This window comes from Pseudomonas sp. CBZ-4 (genome assembly GCF_000346755.1).
GTDB lineage: Bacteria > Pseudomonadota > Gammaproteobacteria > Pseudomonadales > Pseudomonadaceae > Aquipseudomonas.
In genome coordinates, this window is sequence record NZ_ANNV01000129.1 from 18,686 (window position 1) to 38,419 (window position 19,734).

General features: G+C 62.3%; 13 protein-coding genes. 6 read left to right on the forward strand and 7 right to left on the reverse strand.

The window, feature by feature from the left end; translation table 11 throughout:
- Window positions 1-14 precede the first annotated feature (14 nt).
- On the forward strand, window positions 15-1,334 hold the full coding sequence (locus tag B348_RS0117195) for an ATP-binding protein (protein WP_026136846.1): 1,320 nt from the start codon (window positions 15-17) through the stop codon (window positions 1,332-1,334).
- Here the strand turns inward: B348_RS0117195 and B348_RS0117200 are convergent.
- The gene (locus B348_RS0117200; RefSeq protein ID WP_017737309.1) at window positions 1,331-3,271 is read right to left on the reverse strand and encodes a TonB-dependent receptor domain-containing protein; all 1,941 of its coding nucleotides are present in this window, start codon (window positions 3,269-3,271) and stop codon (window positions 1,331-1,333) included. The genes B348_RS0117195 and B348_RS0117200 overlap by 4 nt on opposite strands.
- A gap of 342 nt (window positions 3,272-3,613) precedes the next feature.
- Here B348_RS0117200 and B348_RS0117210 point away from each other — a divergent pair, with 342 nt between their 5' ends.
- The 4 genes from B348_RS0117210 (at window position 3,614) to B348_RS0117225 (ending at window position 12,904) form a co-directional block, all read left to right on the forward strand.
- Window positions 3,614-4,720, forward strand: a complete 1,107-nt coding sequence (locus tag B348_RS0117210; RefSeq protein ID WP_017737311.1) for an efflux RND transporter periplasmic adaptor subunit — start codon at window positions 3,614-3,616, stop codon at window positions 4,718-4,720.
- Window positions 4,721-4,722: 2 nt separating this feature from the next.
- A complete protein-coding gene (locus B348_RS0117215; protein WP_017737312.1) occupies window positions 4,723-7,806 on the forward strand; it encodes an efflux RND transporter permease subunit in 3,084 nt (1,027 codons plus the stop codon).
- A 134-nt stretch (window positions 7,807-7,940) separates the two neighbouring features.
- Complete coding sequence (locus B348_RS0117220; protein ID WP_085986526.1) at window positions 7,941-12,593, forward strand: RHS repeat-associated core domain-containing protein; 4,653 nt, start codon at window positions 7,941-7,943, stop codon at window positions 12,591-12,593.
- Complete coding sequence (locus tag B348_RS0117225; RefSeq protein WP_017737314.1) at window positions 12,590-12,904, forward strand: contact-dependent growth inhibition system immunity protein; 315 nt, start codon at window positions 12,590-12,592, stop codon at window positions 12,902-12,904. The genes B348_RS0117220 and B348_RS0117225 overlap by 4 nt, the downstream gene beginning before the upstream one ends.
- Before the next feature lie 99 nt (window positions 12,905-13,003).
- Here B348_RS0117225 and B348_RS0117230 read toward each other — a convergent pair whose 3' ends face one another.
- Entirely contained in the window at window positions 13,004-14,062 is a 1,059-nt protein-coding gene (locus tag B348_RS0117230; RefSeq protein ID WP_026136847.1) for a diguanylate cyclase, read from the reverse strand.
- A gap of 82 nt (window positions 14,063-14,144) precedes the next feature.
- Window positions 14,145-14,777 carry a LysE family translocator gene (locus B348_RS0117235; RefSeq protein ID WP_017737316.1) on the reverse strand — a complete coding sequence of 211 codons (633 nt, stop codon included), beginning with the start codon at window positions 14,775-14,777 and terminating at the stop codon, window positions 14,145-14,147.
- Window positions 14,778-14,901: 124 nt separating this feature from the next.
- On the opposite strand from B348_RS0117235, the gene B348_RS0117240 reads away from it, so the two are divergent.
- The gene (locus B348_RS0117240; RefSeq protein WP_017737317.1) at window positions 14,902-16,398 is read left to right on the forward strand and encodes a PLP-dependent aminotransferase family protein; all 1,497 of its coding nucleotides are present in this window, start codon (window positions 14,902-14,904) and stop codon (window positions 16,396-16,398) included.
- Here B348_RS0117240 and B348_RS1000000131095 read toward each other — a convergent pair.
- From B348_RS1000000131095 to B348_RS0117255, 4 genes are read right to left on the reverse strand one after another with little or no spacing between them, the layout of a single operon-like run.
- Entirely contained in the window at window positions 16,304-16,969 is a 666-nt protein-coding gene (locus B348_RS1000000131095; protein ID WP_081609258.1) for a methionine ABC transporter permease, read from the reverse strand. The two genes, B348_RS0117240 and B348_RS1000000131095, sit on opposite strands and share 95 nt — an antisense overlap.
- The gene (locus tag B348_RS01000000130100) at window positions 16,966-17,712 is read right to left on the reverse strand and encodes a methionine ABC transporter ATP-binding protein (RefSeq protein ID WP_017737318.1); all 747 of its coding nucleotides are present in this window, start codon (window positions 17,710-17,712) and stop codon (window positions 16,966-16,968) included. The genes B348_RS1000000131095 and B348_RS01000000130100 overlap by 4 nt, the downstream gene beginning before the upstream one ends.
- Window positions 17,709-18,503, reverse strand: a complete 795-nt coding sequence (locus B348_RS0117250; protein ID WP_017737319.1) for a MetQ/NlpA family ABC transporter substrate-binding protein — start codon at window positions 18,501-18,503, stop codon at window positions 17,709-17,711. The genes B348_RS01000000130100 and B348_RS0117250 overlap by 4 nt, the downstream gene beginning before the upstream one ends.
- Before the next feature lie 14 nt (window positions 18,504-18,517).
- Window positions 18,518-19,555: an isopenicillin N synthase family oxygenase gene (locus B348_RS0117255; RefSeq protein WP_017737320.1), complete on the reverse strand. Its 1,038-nt coding sequence runs from the start codon at window positions 19,553-19,555 to the stop codon at window positions 18,518-18,520.
- Between the last annotated feature and the right edge of the window lie 179 nt (window positions 19,556-19,734).

The window sequence follows — 19,734 nt, forward strand, 5'->3', positions numbered from 1 at the left end:
TGTGGCCGCGCACCCTGGCGCGGCAACTGAGCCTGTTGTTGCTGCTGGCGTTGCTCGCGTCCAACGCCATCGCGATGCTGTTTTTGCAACGCACCGGCAGCCTGATCCACCCGCTGTCCCGCAGTTTCAGCCTGGAGCGCCTGGGGATTGCGCACCACACGGCCATCGACCTGCCGCCGACTGAAACCGCACATCTGCTGGAAGCGATGAGCACGGGCGACACCCGTTTCTGGATCGGCTCCACGCCGGAAGTCCCACCGTTTGAGCTGCGCCCGGAAGAACAACGCCTGGCCAGCGAACTGCGCAGCCAACTGCAATTGGACAGCGCCGCACGCATCGGCATGCAGTTGGAACGCAGCAGCGGCGCCAACGCCCGCACCCACGTGTTCAGCCCCGCCGGCTGGGCCCCGTTGCGCCTGCGCAGCAGTATCCCGTTGCCCAACGGTAACTATCTGAACGCCGTGCAATATCCGGCCGGCGCCTATGAATGGGGCCGCGTATTGGCCTACAGCCTGCCTGTCACCACCCTGCCGGTGCTGCTGATCGTGATGTTTTTTATCGCCCGCGTGGTGCGCCCGGTGAAGACCCTGGCCCAGGCCACCGAACGCGTGAGCCGTGGCGAATGGATCGCCCCACTGGCGGAAACCGGCGCACAGGAAGCCCGCGACCTCACCGCCGCCTTCAACATTATGCAAGCCAACCTCGCGCGGCATGTCGAAGGCCGCACGCGGATGCTCGCCGCCGTCAGCCATGACCTGAACACACCGATCACCGAGTTGCGCCTGCAAGTGGAACTGCTGGAACCCGGCGAGACCCGCGACGATATGCTGGAAAGCCTCGCCGAACTGAGCGCGATGGTGCGCGAAACCCTGAATTTCGTGCGCGATGATGCGGTGCAGGAAGCCACCGCCACCCTGTCCCTGAGCGGCCTGCTGGATGACCTGGCCAAGCGTTATCAGCGCCTGCAACAGCCCGTCACCTGGCACGGCGCGCCGCCGCTGATGCTGACCTGTCGCCCCTTGGCGCTGAAACGCGCGCTGACCAACCTGATCGATAACGCCCTGCACCATGCCGGCGACGCCAGCCTGGACCTGCGCCGCGAAGACGATGGCTGGCTGCGGATCGAGATCCTCGACCACGGCCACGGCTTGCCCGAGGACTGGTTGAGCAAAGTCTTCGAGCCCTTTGTGCAACGCGGCGTCAGCGACGGTGGCGTGGGGCTGGGCCTGGCGATTGCACGCTCGTGCATCCAGGCCCATGGCGGCGAGTTGCTGCTGGAGAATCGCCCACCCGCCGGCCTGTGCGCAGTGGTGCGCTTGCCCGCCGCGCTTTAGAAGTTCAGCGTAGCGCCCATCCACAGCGTGCGGCCGTAGTTCACCGTGCCGTAGGTTTCATCGTCGAGGCGCTTGTCGGTGAGGTTGTTGAGGGACGCGTTGAGGGTCAGCGAGTCGGTCACGTCGAACGAACCACCGAGGTCCGCCGTGGTGTAGCCCGGCGCCGGCTTTTCAGTGGTGAGGGTGTTGCCGGTTTCTTCACCGTAGTAACTCAGCGAGGCCCAGGCCTGGGTGCGGTCGTTGATGCTCCACTCCGTGCGCACATTGGCTTTTTGCTCGGGGGTGAGGGCCAGCGGTGCGCCTTTGTTGGCGCCGCTTTTCTGCGCGGAATCGGTGTAGGTGTAGTTGGCCTTGAGCAGCACGCGGTCGTTGATGTCCCACTGGCCGTTGAGTTCGACGCCCTGGATGATCGCCTTGTCGACGTTGACCCGCTCCATCACGGTGTAGCCATTCCACATACGCTCGGTGGTGACGGTGGAGAGCTTGTCCTGGAAGTCGTTGTAGAACAGCGTCACGCCGCCCGAGAGGTTGTCGCGGTTGCTCCACAGCGCCGAGATTTCGTAGTTGGTGCTGGTCTCGGGCTTGAGGTCGGGGTTGCCGAACATCACGAAGCGGTTGCGGCGCAGGTAGGCGTAATCGGCGACCACCGCGCGCAGTTCCGGCGCCTTGAAGCCACGGGCGATGCCGCCTTTGAAGGTCCACTGCTCGCTGGCGCGCCATACGCCGTAGACGCGCGGGCTGATGTGGGCGCCGTACTCTTCGTGCTCGTCCAGGCGCAGGCCGGTGGTCAGGGCGAAGGTGTCGGTCACCGACCATTCGTTCTCGGCGAACAGGGCTTTTTGCGCGACGGAGAAGGTGTAGTCGACACGGTCGCCGAGGCCCTGGTTCCAGTCGGTCAGCTCGCTTTTGTTCCATTGCAGGCCGACGGTGCTGACGTTATGCGCAGTGGGCACCACCAGCTTGGCGTCGAACACGGTGTTCTTGATCTCGGGCTTGCGTCCGTAGATATCGGTTTGTGCCGGGGTGGCCTTGCCTTCGCGGCTGGAGGTTTCCTGGGACAGCGCGACGTCCGACGTGGCCCAACCCCAGCGCCCCTGGTGGGACAGCGACCAGTGATCGCGGTTGTTCTCCTGCTCGCGCGTAGCCCAGTTGGCGCTGGTGCCGTCGCCGTTTTTCAGGCGGGTGGCGCCGGCTTCCAGGAGGATGTCGTGGTCGATGCTCGGCGTGAAGGCCAGGCGCGCGGTGAGGTCGCGGTGGTCGGCGTTGCTGAAGCCATTGGTTTGCTCGATGTCGTCGTCGGCCTGGCGGTCGAGGTAACGGCCCCACACCTGCAAGCCGAGGAAATCCTCTTTTAGCGGGCCGCTGAGGTAGAACTGGGTCTGGCGCGCATTGCCCTGGTCGCTGTGCTGGCGCGCGGAATAATCATAGCCGATGGAACCGCCCCAGGTTGGCGAGACCTTGCGGGTGATCACGTTGATCACCCCGCCGATGGCATCCGAGCCGTAGAGCGACGACATCGGCCCGCGCACCACTTCAATGCGCTCGATGGCGGCGGCCGGCGGTACAAAACTCTGCTCGTAGCCGCTGTTGCCGTTGACCCGCGATTCACGCGCGCTCTGCCGTTTGCCGTCGACCATGATCAAGGTGTAGTCGGCCGGCATGCCACGGATGGAGATGTCGGTTTCATTGGCGCCGCCGTTGACCGTCACCCCTTCCACATCACGCACCGCGTCGCCCAAGTCGCGGTAGGACTTGCGGCGCAGCGCTTCACCATCGATCACCGTGACCGACGCCGGCGCGTCTTCCACGCTTTGGGCAAAGCCGGCAGCGGTGACCACCACATCGTTGAGTTGCAGGGCAACGGGCTCGTCGGCATAGGCGTTGAAGCTACCGGCGACCAGCAGCGCCAAGGGGGTGAAGCGAAAAGCAGGAAGCATGGAGGGGGACCTTAGGAGTGGACTCAAAAGAGAATCGTAATCATCCAGGCCCGGATAACTTGGACAAAGTGTGACATCTCCATAAGCGCCCCCGCCCACCTCAAAGTCAGATGGAGATCAAAATGTGGGAGCTGGCTTGCCTGCGATAGCGGTGTATCAGCTAGCCCATCCATGGCAGACAGACCGCCATCGCAGGCAAGCCAGCTCCCACATTTGATCGCGGATGTTTCCAGATGAGTGGGCGGCATCAAGAAAGAAGAGACTGGCTTATTTTTTATTTCGATCATAATATTCAACAAAATATTACCGACGTAATTTTCTGTAATACCCCCGGAGCCCGCCATGCACCCTTCTCCCCTGCGCCTTCTCACGCCCCTGGCCCTGTTGATCATCCTCAGCGGCTGCAACAGCCAGGCCGACACCGCCGCCCAAGTCCCCCAACCACGCCCGGTACTCGCCGCCAAGGTCGAAGCCGCCAGCACCCAGCAAAACGCCTACACCGGCGTGGTCGCGGCGCGCACGGAAAGTGACCTGGGCTTCCGCGTCAGTGGCAAAGTCATCGAGCGCAAGGTCGACCCCGGCCAGCATGTCTCCCGTGGCGACACCCTGCTGGTGCTGGACATCGGCGACTTCGAACTGGCCCTGCGCTCGGCGAAAAATCGCGTCAACGCCGCCCAGGCCCAACTGCGTCAACGCCGTGACGACGAAAACCGCTACCAGCGCCTGGCCAGCACCGGCGCGGTGTCGCGGCAGATCTTCGACCAGTCGGCGACCAACCTGCGCGTCGCCGAAGCCGAACTGGCCGCCGCGCAATCCGATGCCAGCCAGATCGAGAACCGCCGCACCTACTCCGTGCTCAAGGCCGACGGCGACGGCATCATCACCGACGTGCGGGTGGAACGCGGCCAAGTGGTCGCCGAAGGCCAAGTCGTCGCCCGCCTGGCCCATGACGGCGCCCGCGAAGCCATCGTCAACCTGCCGGAAAACAGCCGCGACCAAGCCTCGCAACGCGCCCTGGCCTTTCCCTTTGGCGCACCGGATCAAGCGGTAACCGCCACCCTGCGCGAACTGTCCGCCAGCGCCGACCCCACCACCCGCACCTACCGTGCCCGCTACGTGTTGCATGGCGCCGTCGAGCGCTTCGCCCTCGGTTCGACCATCACCGTGCGCCTGCAAGGCAACGGCCAGGCCCAACACACCCGCGTACCCATCGGCGCCTTGCAGGATGCGGGGCAAGGCACTGGCGTGTGGCTGATCGGCGCGGACGATCGCGTCAGCTTCGCCCCGGTCAACGTCGTCAGCCTCGGCCAGGAAGACGCCCTGCTCGACAGCGGCGTGGCCCCCGGCCAACTCATCGTCGCCCTTGGCGCCCACCTGCTGCACAACGGGGATGCGGTGCGCCTGCTGCCCGCCCAGGCACTGGCCCTCAACCGCAAGCAGGACCACTGAACATGCGCGGTATCAATCTCTCTGAACTGGCAGTCAAACACCGCGCGGTCACGCTGTTCCTGATCCTGGCGATCCTCGCCGCCGGGGTCTTCTCGTTCGGCAAACTGGGCCGCGCCGAAGACCCGTCGTTTACCGTCAAGGTCATGACCATCACCGCCGCCTGGCCCGGCGCCACCGCCCAGGAAATGCAGGAACAGGTGGCCGACCGCCTGGAAAAACGCCTGCAGGAACTGGACGACTACGACCGCGTCGAGACCATCGCCCAACCGGGCTTCGTGTCGATGCGCATGACCTTCAAGGAGTCCACGCGCCCCGGCGAGATCCAGGACCTGTTCTACCAGACCCGCAAAAAACTCAGCGATGAAGCCGCGAAGCTGCCCAAAGGCGTGATTGGCCCGTTCTTCAACGATGAATATTCCGACGTGTACTTCGCCTTGTACGCACTGGAAGCCGAGCACTTGCCCCACCGGCAACAGGTGCAGATGGCCGAAGAACTGCGCCAGGGCTTGCTCAATCTGCCGGGGGTGAAGAAGGTCAATATCCTCGGCGAGCAAGCGCAGCGGGTGTTTGTCGAGTTTTCCTACGAACGCCTGGCGACACTGGGTATCAAGCCGGAGCAGATTTTTTCCGCACTGGCCGCGCAAAACGCCATGGCGCCGTCGGGTTTTGTCGAGACGGCCGGCGCCCGCGCCTATATCCGCATCGACGGCGCTTTTGACAGCCTGGCCTTGATCGAAAACGTGCCGCTGGAAGTCAACGGTCGCGTCCTGCGCATCGCCGACGTGGCCACCGTCAGCCGGGGCTATGAAGACCCGCCCAGCTACCGCATCCGCCACCAGGGCGACCCGGCGCTGATGCTTGGCGTGATCATGGAAAAGCACTGGAACGGCCTGGACCTGGACAACAGCCTCAAGGCCGAGGAAGCCAGAATCCACGCCGACCTGCCCTTGGGCGTGAACTTCGCCAAGGTCGCCGACCAGGCGAAAAACATCCGCCTGGCAGTCAACGAGTTCATGTTGAAGTTCTTCGTCGCCCTGGCGGTGGTCATGCTGATCAGCCTGCTGGCCCTGGGCTTTCGCGTCGGGTTGGTGGTGGCGGCGGCCGTGCCGCTGACCCTGTCGATCGTGTTTGTGATCATGCTGCTCACCGGTCGCGAGTTCGATCGCATCACCCTCGGTGCACTGATCATTTCCCTGGGCTTGCTGGTGGACGACGCGATCATCGCCATCGAAATGATGGTGGTGAAACTCGAAGAGGGTTTTGACCGGATTCATGCCGCCACCTTCGCCTGGAGCTCCACCGCGGCGCCGATGTTGACCGGTACGCTGGTGACCATCATCGGTTTTCTGCCGGTGGGGTTTGCGCGCTCGGGAGCAGGGGAATATGCCGGCAATATCTTCTGGATCGTCGGTTTCGCGCTGATTTCATCCTGGCTGGTGGCGGTAGTTTTCACCCCCTATCTCGGCGTGAAACTGCTGCCGCAGATCAAACCGGTGCCCGGCGGGCACGAGGCAATTTACGCCGGGCGTTATTACCAGAAGCTACGCGGCGTGGTCGAAGCCTGCGTGCGTCGGCGCTGGCTGGTGACCGGTTTGGTGGTGACGGCGTTTGTGCTGTGCGGGTTGGGCATGGGGCTGGTGAAGAAGCAGTTCTTCCCCAACTCCGACCGTTCAGAACTGATTCTTGAGGTGTATATGCCACCCGGCAGTGCGTTCAAGAGCACCGAAATGGTCGCCGCCCAGCTGGAAAAGGCCCTGCTGCAAGAACCGCAAACCACCCTGGTGGACACCTACGTGGGCGGCGGCGCGCCAAGGTTCTTTCTGTCGCTGAACCCGGAACTACCTGACCCGGCATTCGCCAAGTTGATCGTGCAAACGGCGGATTCCCACGCCCGTGACGCATTGAAGCTACGCATGCGCGAGCGCATTGCCGCAGGCGAATTCCCGGCCGCCCGTGTGCGCGTGACGCAGTTGCTGTTCGGCCCGCCGGTGCCATTCCCGGTGGTTTTTCGCGTTTCCGGGCCCAACGTGGAGGTGCTGCGCGGCGTCGCTGAAGACGTGCGCAAGGTCGTCGCCGCGAACCCGCTGACCAAGGACGCCTTCCTCGACTGGGGCGAGCGCACCAGTGGCTACCGCCTGGTGCTGGATCAAGACCGCCTGCGCCTGCTGGGCTTCACGCCGAACGAGGTCAAATCCCAGCTCAACGCCCTGCTCAGCGGCAACCCGATCACCGAAGTGCGCGAAGGCAACCGCACCGTGTCGGTGGTCGCCCGCGCCCAGGGCAGCCAGCGCGAAAACCTCGGCAACCTCAACAACATGACCCTGACCAACAGCAACGGCACGGCGGTACCGCTGGCCCAGGTCGGCCACTTCCAGGCGGTCATGGAAGAACCGATCCTCAAGCGCCGCAACCGCGCGGCCACCGTGGAAGTGCGCGCCGACATCATCGACGGCCTACAGCCGCCCGATGTGGAAATGGCCGTGTACAAGGACCTGCAACCCCTGCTCGCGACGCTGCCCGCCGGCTACCGGATCGACATCGGCGGCCCGGTTGAAGAAAGCGCCAAGGCCAACGTGGCACTGGCGGCGCTGTTCCCGATCATGATCCTGCTGACCCTCACGGTGATCATGTTCCAGGTGCGCTCGTTCGGCGTGATGTTCATGGTCTTCGCCACCGCGCCGCTGGGCCTGATTGGCGCGGTGCCGACCTTGCTGCTGTTCAACCAGCCGTTCGGCTTCAACGCGATCCTGGGGCTGATCGGGATTGGCGGGATCCTGATGCGCAACACGCTGATCTTCACCGACCAGATCCGCCAGAACCAGGAGCACGGCATGGCGATCCGCGAGGCGATTGTGGAAGCCACGGTACGGCGCGCGCGCCCGGTCATCCTCACCGCGCTGGCGGCGGCGCTGGCGTTTATCCCGCTGACGTTGTCGGTGTTCTGGTCGTCCCTGGCCTATGTGCTGATTGGCGGGGTGCTGGTGGGCACGGTGTTGACGCTGCTGTTTCTGCCGGCGCTGTGCAGCCTGGTGCTGGGGCGAGAGAAGACGCGAGTTGTCGAAACGTCCCACCCAAGCGCCGGATAAGCTCTACTCCCCCACCCTGAAAACCTCTGCAAAGTCCCTCGCCTGATTTCACAGTGCGAGGGATTGCAGATGGATTTTCATGTTGTAGGGACAGTTTCGTGAACCCGGCCATTGGCAGGCTGGCCCTGACCCCAATGGACGCGAAGACGGTCGATGCTGAAGGCGTCTTCCGCGATTTTCGCGAATGCCTGAACAGATTCGACGACTGGGCGCAGCGCTTTTGGAGCTTTGCGGCGCTGGATGTCGAGCAGGTGTTCAAGGTCGGCGATGACGTGGCGCTGGTCGCGCCGGTCAATCGCTCGATCATACCCAGCAGCACCGTGGTCACTTGCCAGGCCAAAGGCACGTTGACGCTGGTGCATATGTTTCAGAGCACGCGGTTTGTGCCCATCGGCAATACGCCGGTGGTGCTGCAACGCGTCGACCCCCATGGCGGCCCGCTGGGCGAGCCTATTCACAAGACCATCGGCCCGAGCGGCATCCTCGAAATCACCGAGTGTGAGCGCAACCAGCAGTACCGGGTCAATTTCTACCCCAACGTTTCCCAAGATCACGTCAAGGCGCTGTATGCGTCCTACCAATCGGTGATCGCCGAGCTGGAAATTCGCCTACGCGAAGCGTGGACAAATACCTTCCAGGCCCAATGGAAAACCTACACCGACGCCAGCCCACTGCAGCGTCGCCGGATGGAGGAAGCGGCGTTTCTGGTTGGCATGGGTAAGACGCTCTACAACCTGTGGGACAACATCCCACAGCTATACGACCTGTTGGCTGACATCAAGCCCAATAGCGAAAAGTTACTGCAATACCTCTCCCAAACTGAACTCGACGAGCTGCTTGCGCTGGGCAAGGACACCTTGGCCAACGGTTTGCTGGTGCTCAGTGATGAGCCGCTGTTGTTCATCTATGTGTCGGCGATGGTCAGCTGGATGCGCATGCTGCCACCGCAGGAAGTCAGCGAGCTGATGGGGGAAATCACCAGCGAGGTGTTGATTGCCTTGCTGCTGATCAGGGTAGGCGCCGCGATGGGAGTTGCGTTGCAACTAGGGGCGCATGTATTGCGCGCTATGAAGTCCGAGCGCGCACGGCAGGGGTTGGCGTTGTTGGCCAAGCAACTGGCGGGGCCGAAGCTGGACGCGCATGTCGAAGCATCGAAGCCGTTGTTGCTGGGTGGACCGGCGACGGCGATCAAGACGATCCCGGATGTACCGTTGAAGGCTGGGGATCAGTTGGTTGCGAACCCGGTGCCGATGGTGCGGGATAAGGCCACGCAGCGGACGGTATTGGTTCGCCAGGAAGCGGTCGATGACGTGCCCGCTTCGGGTAGGAATGCCAACGGCGATGCGGCGGTTTCTGCGGACAAGACCCTTACCAATGGCTGCCCAGTGTCGATGGTCACCGGGGAGGAATTGCTCACTCTCACTGACGGCGTGCTCGACGGGATTTTGCCGCTTGAGTGGACGCGGTTGTACCGCACCAGTGCGGTGGAGGTGGAGTGTGGGCTGGGGTTTGGCTGGAGCCATTCGCTGGCCCACAGGCTCTGTGTTTCGGGCGATTCGGTGGTGTGGACGGATCATGAAAGTCGGGCTACCACCCTGCCCTTGCCGACGGTTGCTCGGCCGGCGATCACCAATAGCTTGGCCGAAGCGGCCATTTATCTCGGGACTTTGCCTGACGAGTTGGTGCTGGCGCAGGCGTCGCGTTTCTACCATTTCCGGGATGGTTTGCTGACAGCCATCAGCGATGCGTATGACAACCGGCTGCGCATTTCCCGGGATGTGTTGGGGCGTATCGAACGGCTGGATAACGGTGCCGGACGTTCGCTGTTTTTGCGCTATTCGCACGACCGTATCGTGGCAGTGGATTACCAGATTCAGCGGGCAGAGGGGTCTGATCCCTACGTCTGGGTGACCGAGTACAGCGTTGTGTCCTACGCCTATGACGACCTTGGACGGTTGGTTTCGGCGACCAATGCTGTCGGTGAAAGCGAGACTTATCGCTACGACGAGCAGCATGTGATTCTTGAGCGTGGCTTGGCCGGTGGGGCGAGTTTCTATTGGGGGTGGGAAAGGTCTGGCAAGGCCGCGCGCTGTGTCCGGCATTGGGCGAGCTTTGCGCAGATGGACACGCGTTATGCCTGGGGGGACGACGGGCGCGTCACGGTGTTTAACGCCGATGGCAGCCAGGAAGTCTACGTCCACGATCAGCGGGCGCGGTTGGTGCAGCGGGTTGATCCCGATGGCGCGACGCATTTCAAATCCTACGACGACAAGGGCCGATTGACGGTCGAGCAAGACCCGCTGGGGGCGGTTACGGCGTATCAGTACGACGAAGCCGGACGCTTGGTGGCGCTGTTTCCAGGGGATGACGAGCCGACGTCCTACGAGCATGACAACGGTTTCGTACGGGTTGTGCGGCGTGGTGAGGCGGTCTGGAAGTACGAGCGCAATGATCAGGGCGATGTCACGCGCAGGACGGATCCAGACGGCAATGTCACGGACTACAGCTACAACAGATACGGGCAACTGACGGGAGTTTGGTACCCGGATCACAGTTGCCATCGGTTGCTGTGGAATGAACGTGGCCAGCTGGTTGAGGAACAGTTACCCAATGGCGGCATCAAGCGCTATCGCTATGACAACCTCGGGCGCCGGACCACCCACGAGGATGAACATGGCGCTCTCACTCAATACCAGTGGAACAACGCCGGTCGCTTGATCCAGATCGTCCTGCCAAGCGGAGATACACGCAAATACAGCTACAACGCCTACGGAAAAATCACCTCCGAGCGGGATGAACTGGGCCACGTCACCCGCTACGAATACGCCGATGGCCTACACCTGATCAGCCGTCGAATTAACGCCGACGGCACCCAGGTCAAATACCGCTACGACAACGTGCGGTTACTGCTGACCGAGATCGAAAACGAAGTCGGCGAAACCTATGCATTGCAGTACCACCCCAACGGCCTGATCCAGCAGGAAACCGGCTTCGACGGCCAACGCACGTCCTACCTCTACGACCTCAACGGCAACCTGCAGGAAAAAACCGAACACGGCGACGATGGCAGTCAGCTCGTCACCCACTACGAGCGCGACTTCGCCGGCCGCCTCGTACGAAAAACCCTGCCCGACGGCGGAGTTGTGGGTTACACCTACGACCGCCAAGGCAACCTCCTCGGCGTCGACGACGGCCACTGGTCATTGGCCTACGAATACGACCGACAAAACCGCCTCACCGCCGAACACCAAGGCTGGGGCACCTTGCGTTACGGCTACGACGCCTGCGGCCAGGTGCAACACCTGCGCCTGCCCGACAACAACCGCATCACCTTCAACCACGGCAAAGGTGGCCACCTCGCTACCGTCGAACTCAACGGCGAAACCCTCACCTCGCACCTGTTCAAAGCCGGCCAGGAACACCAACGCCAACAAGGCCAACTGCTCAGCCACTACCACTACGACGACCAGCACCGGCTGCACGCCCACAGCGTCACCCAACAGCAAAACCACCTGTACCGTCGCCAATACGACTACGACCAGGCCGGCACCCTGAGCCGCATCCTCGACACCCGCAAAGGCGAACACCACTACAGCTACGACCCGCTAAATCGCCTGACCCGCGCCGACCATTCCCAGGATCACCAAGAGCGTTTTTCCCACGACCCGGCAGGCAACCTGCTGATGCAAAACCGCCCAGGCCCGGACATCGTCGCGGGTAATCGGCTGATGATCCAGGGGGATCGGTACTACGACTATGACGCGTTCGGCAACCTGATCCGAGAGCGTCGGGGCAAGGGCCATCAACTCGTTATTGAATACCGCTACGACTGCCAACATCGGTTGGTCAGCGTCACCACACTCAGCGGGCAAACCGCCAGCTACCGCTACGACCCCTTCGGTCGACGCATCAGCAAAAGCGTTGACGGCCTGACGACCGAATTCTTCTGGCAAGGCGAAAAACTGATCGCCGAACACCACGCAGAGCGCCATCGCAGCTACCTCTACGAACCCGACAGCTTCCGCCCACTGGCCCTGCTGGAAGGCTTCGGCCCCAAAGCCACCCAGCCCTACCACTACCAACTGGACCACCTCGGTACGCCCCAGGAACTGACAACTCCCGAAGGCAAAATCGCCTGGTCCGCCCACTACCGCGCCTACGGCGAAATCACCCGCCTCGACGTCGGAACAATCGACAACCCGCTGCGTTTCCAAGGCCAATACTTCGACGCGGAAAGCGGGCTGCATTACAACCGGCATCGCTACTACAATCCGGATATTGGTCGCTACCTGACGCCGGATCCGGTGAAGTTGGCGGGGGGGATCAATGGGTATCGGTATGTGCCTAATCCTACGGGGTGGGTGGATCCGTTAGGACTGAGCTGCAAGGTTGCAAGCTGTCCAAGCGCCAGCGGGGTTTTAACTACTCACGAAAATGCAGGTGGGCACCTGATTAAGAAGCATGTGGGACGCACGGACGAGGAACTGGCTGCCAGGTTCGAATTGGAGCCCCATATTCCTGCTTCCTCAACATTTAGGACTTTAGATGAGGCAGAGGCTATAGCGTCTAAAAGCTTGGCCTCCCATCACCGAGAAATACTAGCGTTTCTTGGAGGAAAAAAAGACAAATACATTATCAGGGGAAGTTCAGATCTCCCCGTAGGGAGAAGCGTTCTAAATGGCACAACAAAATCAGTCCCCGCCTACAAATTCTTATTGGTTCTAAAGCGTGATAAAAAAATGCCAGATGGTTACCTATTACTGACCGGATACCCAATAGAAAAATGAATAAACCACTGACAGAACTCCAGCAATTTATGGGCGCGTACTTCAACCAAGACTGGGCAGAGGATCACCCCTCAGCCGACGATGTGATTGACACCTTCTTACAAGACTCGCCTAAAGACGTCATCATTACGGTCAAAAAAGAAATCTTAGAGCTGATAAATTCACATACAAATGAATCAGACCTTCAAGAAAACTTGCTGCATGAACAGTACTGCTACTACCACTATCCTCATCAGTGGAAATCAGGAAAATCATGGCTTGAACACGTAATCGACATGTTCGATGAGGCCTTAAGGAACAAGCGTGATTAGGTAGGAATAACGTCTGAATTCACTAATCGAAAACAGGTCAACTCCTACAGATCGAACTGCCAACACGGAATAATCGGTGGGAGCTAAAACTACAATCCCCTACACCGACCTCAACCAACCAACCTGCACCGAACTCACCCGATTCCGCCCCCCACTCTTCGCTTCATACAACGCCAAATCCGCATCATTCAACCAACTGGTGGAATCCACATGCCCCAGTTGGTAAGGCGCCAACCCAATACTCAAGCTCGCGCGCAACGTCGGGTCCTGCGCATACGCCAGCGCGTTGAAACGATCCCGCAACGCGTCCATCACTTCCGTGGCGCGGTTGAGGGGCATGTCCGGCAGGATCACGCAGAATTCATCCCCGCCGTAGCGCCCGGCCAGGTCGGTGGCGCGCAGGTTCTGCCGTAGGACTTTGCTCAGCCGGCGTAGGACGATGTCGCCGGTGACGTGGCCATAGGTGTCGTTGATGATCTTGAAGTGGTCGATATCGATCAGGGCGATGGCGGCTCCGGTCTGGCCACGGCGGCAGCGTTGGAATTCGAGTTCCAGTTGGTCTTTCCAGGCGCCGTGGTTGAGCAGGCCGGACAGGCTGTCGGTGCGGCTCAGGGCCAGCAGTTCGCGTTTATGCGAGGCCAGGGTGACCGCCTGGCGGTAGCAGATCCAGCCGAGGGCCAGGGGGTACACCATCAGGATCGGCAAGCAGGCGTAGAGTTGCGCCTGGGTGGTCACGCCAACAAACGCCGGAGCAAATACCAGCAGCGCGGTGCCGATGCCCAGGCCCTGGGCGAGCCAACCGGTGAGCATGAAGCGCAGCCCGCCGATGGCGACGTTGTTCATGGTCATCATCGACAGGGTGGTCACGCCGGGCAGCGGGTTGAAGTGCATGGCGCCGACCCAGAAGCCGCCGCAGAAGGAGTCGATCAGCAAGTTGCGCCGCTCGCTGCGCAATGCGTGCTCGGAGCGGCGCGATATCAGGAAGGCCACGTGCGGCCAGACGAAGGCGTTGGTCAGCATCAGCGCCCACACCCAGGGGTGCGGGTTCAGCGGGTACATCGCAAACGCCACACACACAAAGCCGAGTGTCAGCCCCAGGGCGCGGGATTTGTACATGCGCGAAGCAAGCGGAAGTCCCTTTCCTCCGACGGCTGCCATGGTGGGGTGCGATCCTGAGGGTGTGCTCGGAGTCTATCAGGGCAACGGCAAATCGCCACTACCGCTCATAAGCTCAGTGCCCTCAGTAGGAAAAGCCCCGCGCCAGCATCAAGGCAACCCCCAGCAGCAGCACCGCCGTGACCCGTTGCAGCAGCACGCGCCGTGCGGGGTTTTCCAGGACATGCTTGATGCGCTGGCCGAAATAGCAGTACAGGCAGCCGCTGGCGAACTGCAACACCAGGAAGGTCAGGCCCAGGATGGCGATGTCCGACGCCGAGTTGTGCTCCCCTCCCCCGGCAAACTGTGGGAACACGGCGCTGAACATGATGATCGCCTTGGGGTTGGAAAACCCCGTCAGCAAGCCCTTGCTGAACAGGCTGCGCGCGCCCTCCACGGCGCCGGCCTTGTCGAGCGGTACGCCGCTGCTGGTCCACTGCTTGTACGCCAGGTAAAGGATGTAGGCCACGCCCACCAGCTGAATACCTTGGGTAATCGCGACATTGCCCTTGATCAACTCCGAAAAACCCACGGCAAAGATCAGGATGGAAATCAGGTACGACACACTGGCGCCGATCTGGGCGGGGATCGATCGGCGCAGGCCGTCTTTCAGGCCCAGGCTCAACAGCAGCATGGTCATGGGGCCGGGGCTGAAGGTCAGGGTCGCGCAAAACAGTAGGAAGTAGAGAAACGAAGAGAGCGTCAATGCGCTGGTCATGGCCGTGGACCTTGAAGGAGAAGGCTCGCAGTCTAGGCAAGTGGCCTTGCACGAGGCAGGTAAAGTACGGCCTAATCCGCCCGAACTTCACCGGTAAAATCATCGGCAAAGATAAGGAAGCCCCATGTTCGTCGCCGCCATCGCCTTTGTGCCAGGCACACCCAAGGTGCAACAGATCGTCGAGGCGTTCAGCCAGGCCATCGAGACGGGCGAGTGGGCGCCGGGCAGCAAGTTGCCGTCCGTGCGCGAACTGGGCCAGACCCTCGGTGTGAGCAAGTTCACCCTCAATGAAGCCCTCGACCGCCTGCGCGGGCGCAACCTGCTGACGTCCAGCCAGGGCCGTGGCTATTTCGTCGCGGTGGACAGCGCCCGCCCGGCTTCATCGGCCTGGGTCGAATTGCTGCCTCAGGATCTGCTCAGCGTACTGCGCCGCCCGCTGGCCACGGTCTACGGCGACCTGCGCCCCGGTGGCGGGCACTTGCCGGAAGACTGGCTGGACAGCGACGCCATCCGCCAAACCCTGCGCAGCGTGGTGCGCGCGCCGTCGTTGCGCATCGCCGGGCTGGGCACGCCGGCCGGGCTGCTGCCGCTGCGCCAGGCCTTGCAGCAAAAGTTGCACGGCGAAGGCTTGTCGGTGCCGGTGGAGCAAATCATCACCACCCCCAATACCGTGCAGGGCCTGGACATGCTGATGCGCCTGCTCGCCCGCCCCGGCGACAGCGTGTTGCTCGACGCGCCGTGCTACTTCAACTTCCACGCCAACCTCGCCCTGCACGGCGTCAAGGTGCTGACTATCGAGCGGCGCCCCGACGGTTTCGACTTTGTCGCCCTCGAACAACTGCTGGCCGAACATCGCCCCAGCCTGTACCTCACCACCGGCGTGCTGCATAACCCGACCGGGCACTCGTTCAGCCCCGGCCAGGCGTTCCGCCTGTTGCAACTGACGCGCCAGTACCAGTGCCACATCATCGAGGATGACCTCTACGGCGACCTGCACCCCAACCCGCCACCGCGCCTGGCCGCCCTCGCCGGCCTGGACCAGGTCACCTACCTGTCGGGTTTCTCCAAGATCCTCAGCGCCAACACCCGCGTCAGCTACGTGGTGGCCGCGCCGCAACTGGCCGCCAACCTGACCAACATGAAGCTGATGAGCGGCGGCATCACCTCGGAGCTGTTTGAACAGGTGGTGTACCGCATGCTCAGTGAAGGCAGTTACGCCAAGCATCGCAAGCGCATGCAGCAGCGTCTGACGGAGGCCGGCGGACGCGTCGAGCAATGGCTCAAGCGCTGCGGTTGCGTGTTGCCGATGGGCTATGAAGGCGGGATGTTTATCTGGGCGCACCTGCCGCCGGGCGTCAACGGCGAGCGATTGGCCCAGGACGCCTTGAAGCAAGGCATGGTGCTGGCGCCGGGCACGCTGTTTGGCTACGACCCGGCCCTGCCGGAGGCGATGCGCTTCAATGTGGCCCACAGTGATGCACCACAGGTGCATCAGGTGTACGAAGCGCTGCTGCGCAAACACCGCATCAGCGGCGATGGGCCAGCGAACGTACGCAGCGATCCCCCAGGCTCTGCACGCCCTGCACCAGCAGCACCAGCACAACCACCGTCACCACCATGATCTCGTTGTTGAAGCGCTGGTAGCCGTAGCGGATTGCCAGATCGCCCAGCCCACCGCCGCCAATCACCCCGGCCATCGACGAAAAGCCGATCAGCATGACCAGGGTCAACGTCACCCCGGCCACCAGCGCCGGCAGGGCTTCGGGCAGCAACACCTTGAGGATCACATGGCGGATATCGCCGCCCATGGCCACGATGGCTTCGATGCGGCCCTTGTCCACTTCGTCCAGCGCGGTTTCGACGATGCGCGCAAAAAACGGGAACGCGCCAATGGTGATCGGCACCACGGCGGCGGTGCTGCCCAACGTAGTGCCGACGATCAGGCGCGTCAGCGGGATCAACGCGATCAGCATCACCACAAACGGCAACGAGCGCCCCAGGTTGATCACCGCGCCCAGCCCGCGGTTGAGGCGTGGCAATGGCAACAGCCCGTCGCGTCGGCTGATAAACAGCAACACGCCCAGGGGCAAGCCGATCAACAAGGTAAACAACCCGGCCAGCAGCACCATGTACAGGGTTTCGCCGGTGGCGTTGAGCAGCAGTTGCAGGATGTCATGCCAATCGGTCTTCATACCGCCCTCACCACTTGCCGGCTGGGGGCCAGCGAACGACCGAGGCGCGAGGCCGGGTCGGCTTGCAGTTGCAGCAGCGTGCCGCTTTCCACCACGCGGCCATCGGCCAGGGACACCGCGCTGTCGCAAATCGCCTTGACCACTTCCAGCTCGTGGGTGATCAACACAATGGTCACCCCCAGTGTGCGATTGATATCGCGTAACAGCTCAAGGATCGACGCCGTGGTTTCCGGGTCCAGCGCGCTGGTGGCTTCGTCCGACAGCAAATACGCCGGCCGCGCCGCCAGCGCACGTGCGATGCCTACGCGTTGTTTCTGCCCGCCCGACAGCTGCGAAGGAAACGCCTGGGCCTTGTCACTCAAGCCCACCAACGCCAACAACTCGGCGACCCGCGCCGCACGCTCGGCCTTGGGCACATTGCCGATCTCCAGCGGCACCGCGACGTTATCCGCCACGTTGCGCGAATGCAGGAGGTTGAAGCCCTGGAAGATCATGCCGATGCGCTGGCGTTGCTCGCGCAAGGCCTTGCCGGTGAGTTGCGTGAGGTCCCGGCCGTCCAGCAGGATGCGCCCGCTGCTCGGCCGTTCCAGCAGGTTGAGGCAGCGCAGCAAGGTGCTTTTGCCCGCGCCGCTGCGCCCGACGATGCCAAAGATCGAGCCTTCGGCGATGTGCAGCGAGACGTTGTCCAACGCCGGCGGCTGGCCGTCGGCGTAGGTTTTGCTGACGCCCTCGACGGCGATCATTCGACCGCCACCGGGATTACGGAGCCTGCGTATTTCTCGCTGATGAACTTGGCCACCTGCGGCGAGCGCAGGTCCTTGGCCAATTGCTCGATGCGCGGGTCCTGCGCCAGTTTTGGCGTGGTCACCAGGATATTCGCGTAGGGGTTGCCCTTCGCCGCTTCCAGCCCCAACGCGTCCTTGGCCGGTTCCAGCCCGGCTTCCAGGGCGAAGTTGCCGTTGATCACCGCCAGGTCCACATCATCCAGCGCGCGCGGGATCTGCGGCGATTCGATTTCAAGAATCTTCAAGTGCTTGGGGTTTTCGGCGATGTCTTTTGGCGTGGCCTGGTCCTTGGCCGCATCGTTGAAACCCGGCTTGAGCTTGATCAAGCCATTGGCTTGCAACAGGTACAGGGCACGGCTCAGATTGGTGACGTTGTTCGGCACGGCAACGGTGCCTTTGTCCGGCACCTGGTCAAAGCTTTTGTGGCGGCGCGAATAAATGCCCAGCGGCTCGATGTGCACGGTGGCGGCCACGGTGAACTTCTGTCCGAGGGCTTGCTCCTGAGAGGCCAGGTACGGCAGGTGCTGGAAGTAATTGGCGTCCACATCACCATGGGCCAGCAACTCGTTGGAGTTCACACCGCTGGGGATCTCGATGATTTTCAGCTTCAGGCTCGGGTCGAGTTTCTGTACGTATTCGAGGATCTGCGCGTGGGGAATCGGATCGGCGGCAACGCGCAAGGCATCGGCTGCCGACACGTTGAACGAGGCCAGCAACACTGCCAGGGTAAGGGCGGATTTCTTCAACATGGGTGAACTCCAGATCAGGCGGACAGTGCTTGGGGAAGTGTGGCATCGGCGTAGAAACGTTGGGCGACATCGGGGTGCGAACGCAGGCGGCCTTTCAGGTAGTTCCAGCCGACATCGCGCAGCAGCGGGTTGCGCGGGTCGCTTTCGGGGCCGTGGGCATCACGCAGCAATTCAGGGGCAAGCTGGTACACCGGCACCACCGCGTCCAGCTGCGCGCCGAGGAAAAATGCGAGGGACAAGCGCTCGCTGCCCACCGGCGGCGAGACCACACGGTGCACGGTGGCGCGCAGGTAACCGTTGCTGGCCAGCTCGAGCAATTCGCCGATGTTCACCACCAGGGTGTCGGGGCGCGGCGACGCATCGATCCAGCGACCGTCCTCCACTTCCACCTGCAAGCCGGCTTGCTGGTCTTGCAGCAGGAAGCTCAAGAAACCGGAGTCCTTGTGCGCGCCGACGCCTTGGCGACTTTGCTGCGCATGGCGGCCGGGGTAGCGGATCAGCTTGATATGTTCGTTGGGTCTTTCGCCGTACAGCGCGTCGAAGGCGTTTTCCGGCAGGGACAAGGCCTGGGCAAACGCGCGCAACAGGCGCAGGGCCATTTGCGTCATCGCCTGCTGCCAGGCGAGCACCAGGGGCTTGAGGTCGGGCAACGCCTGCGGCCACAGGTTGGGGCCTTGCAGGCGGGCCCAGGCGGCGGGGTAGTGCTGCGCACTCAATGGCTCACGCTCGGCGCCCACATCGAACTGTTCGCGCAGGTCTGGCTGGCCACGGGTGATCTCCGAGGCGGCGCGGTTGTAGCCGCGAAAGTGTGGTGAATGGATCATGCCGACGGCGAGCTTGTCGGCTTCAGGCAGGGCAAAAAATGCCCGCGCCTGCTGCTGCACCTGGGCGAGCAACGCCGGGTCGATGCCGTGGCCAGTGAGGTAGAAAAAGCCGATATGCCGCGCGGCTAGACGCAGCTCGTCGAGGAACTGCTGGCGTTGTTGCGGGCCGGCGTCGAGCTGTGACAAGTCCAGTAGCGGCAAGGTGGTGATTGACTGAAGCTGCGACATCGGCGGCTCACTCCATGAACGTCTTGGGTTGGAGTGACCAATCTAAATGATCTTAAAAAATCGTAATAAATACCTTTTTAGCATTAGCTTAGGCCGTCCAGCGGCCGAACTCGGTCAAAGTGTGGGAGCAGGTTTTTGTGGGAGCTGGCTTGCCTGCGATGCAGGCACCGCGGTTCGCC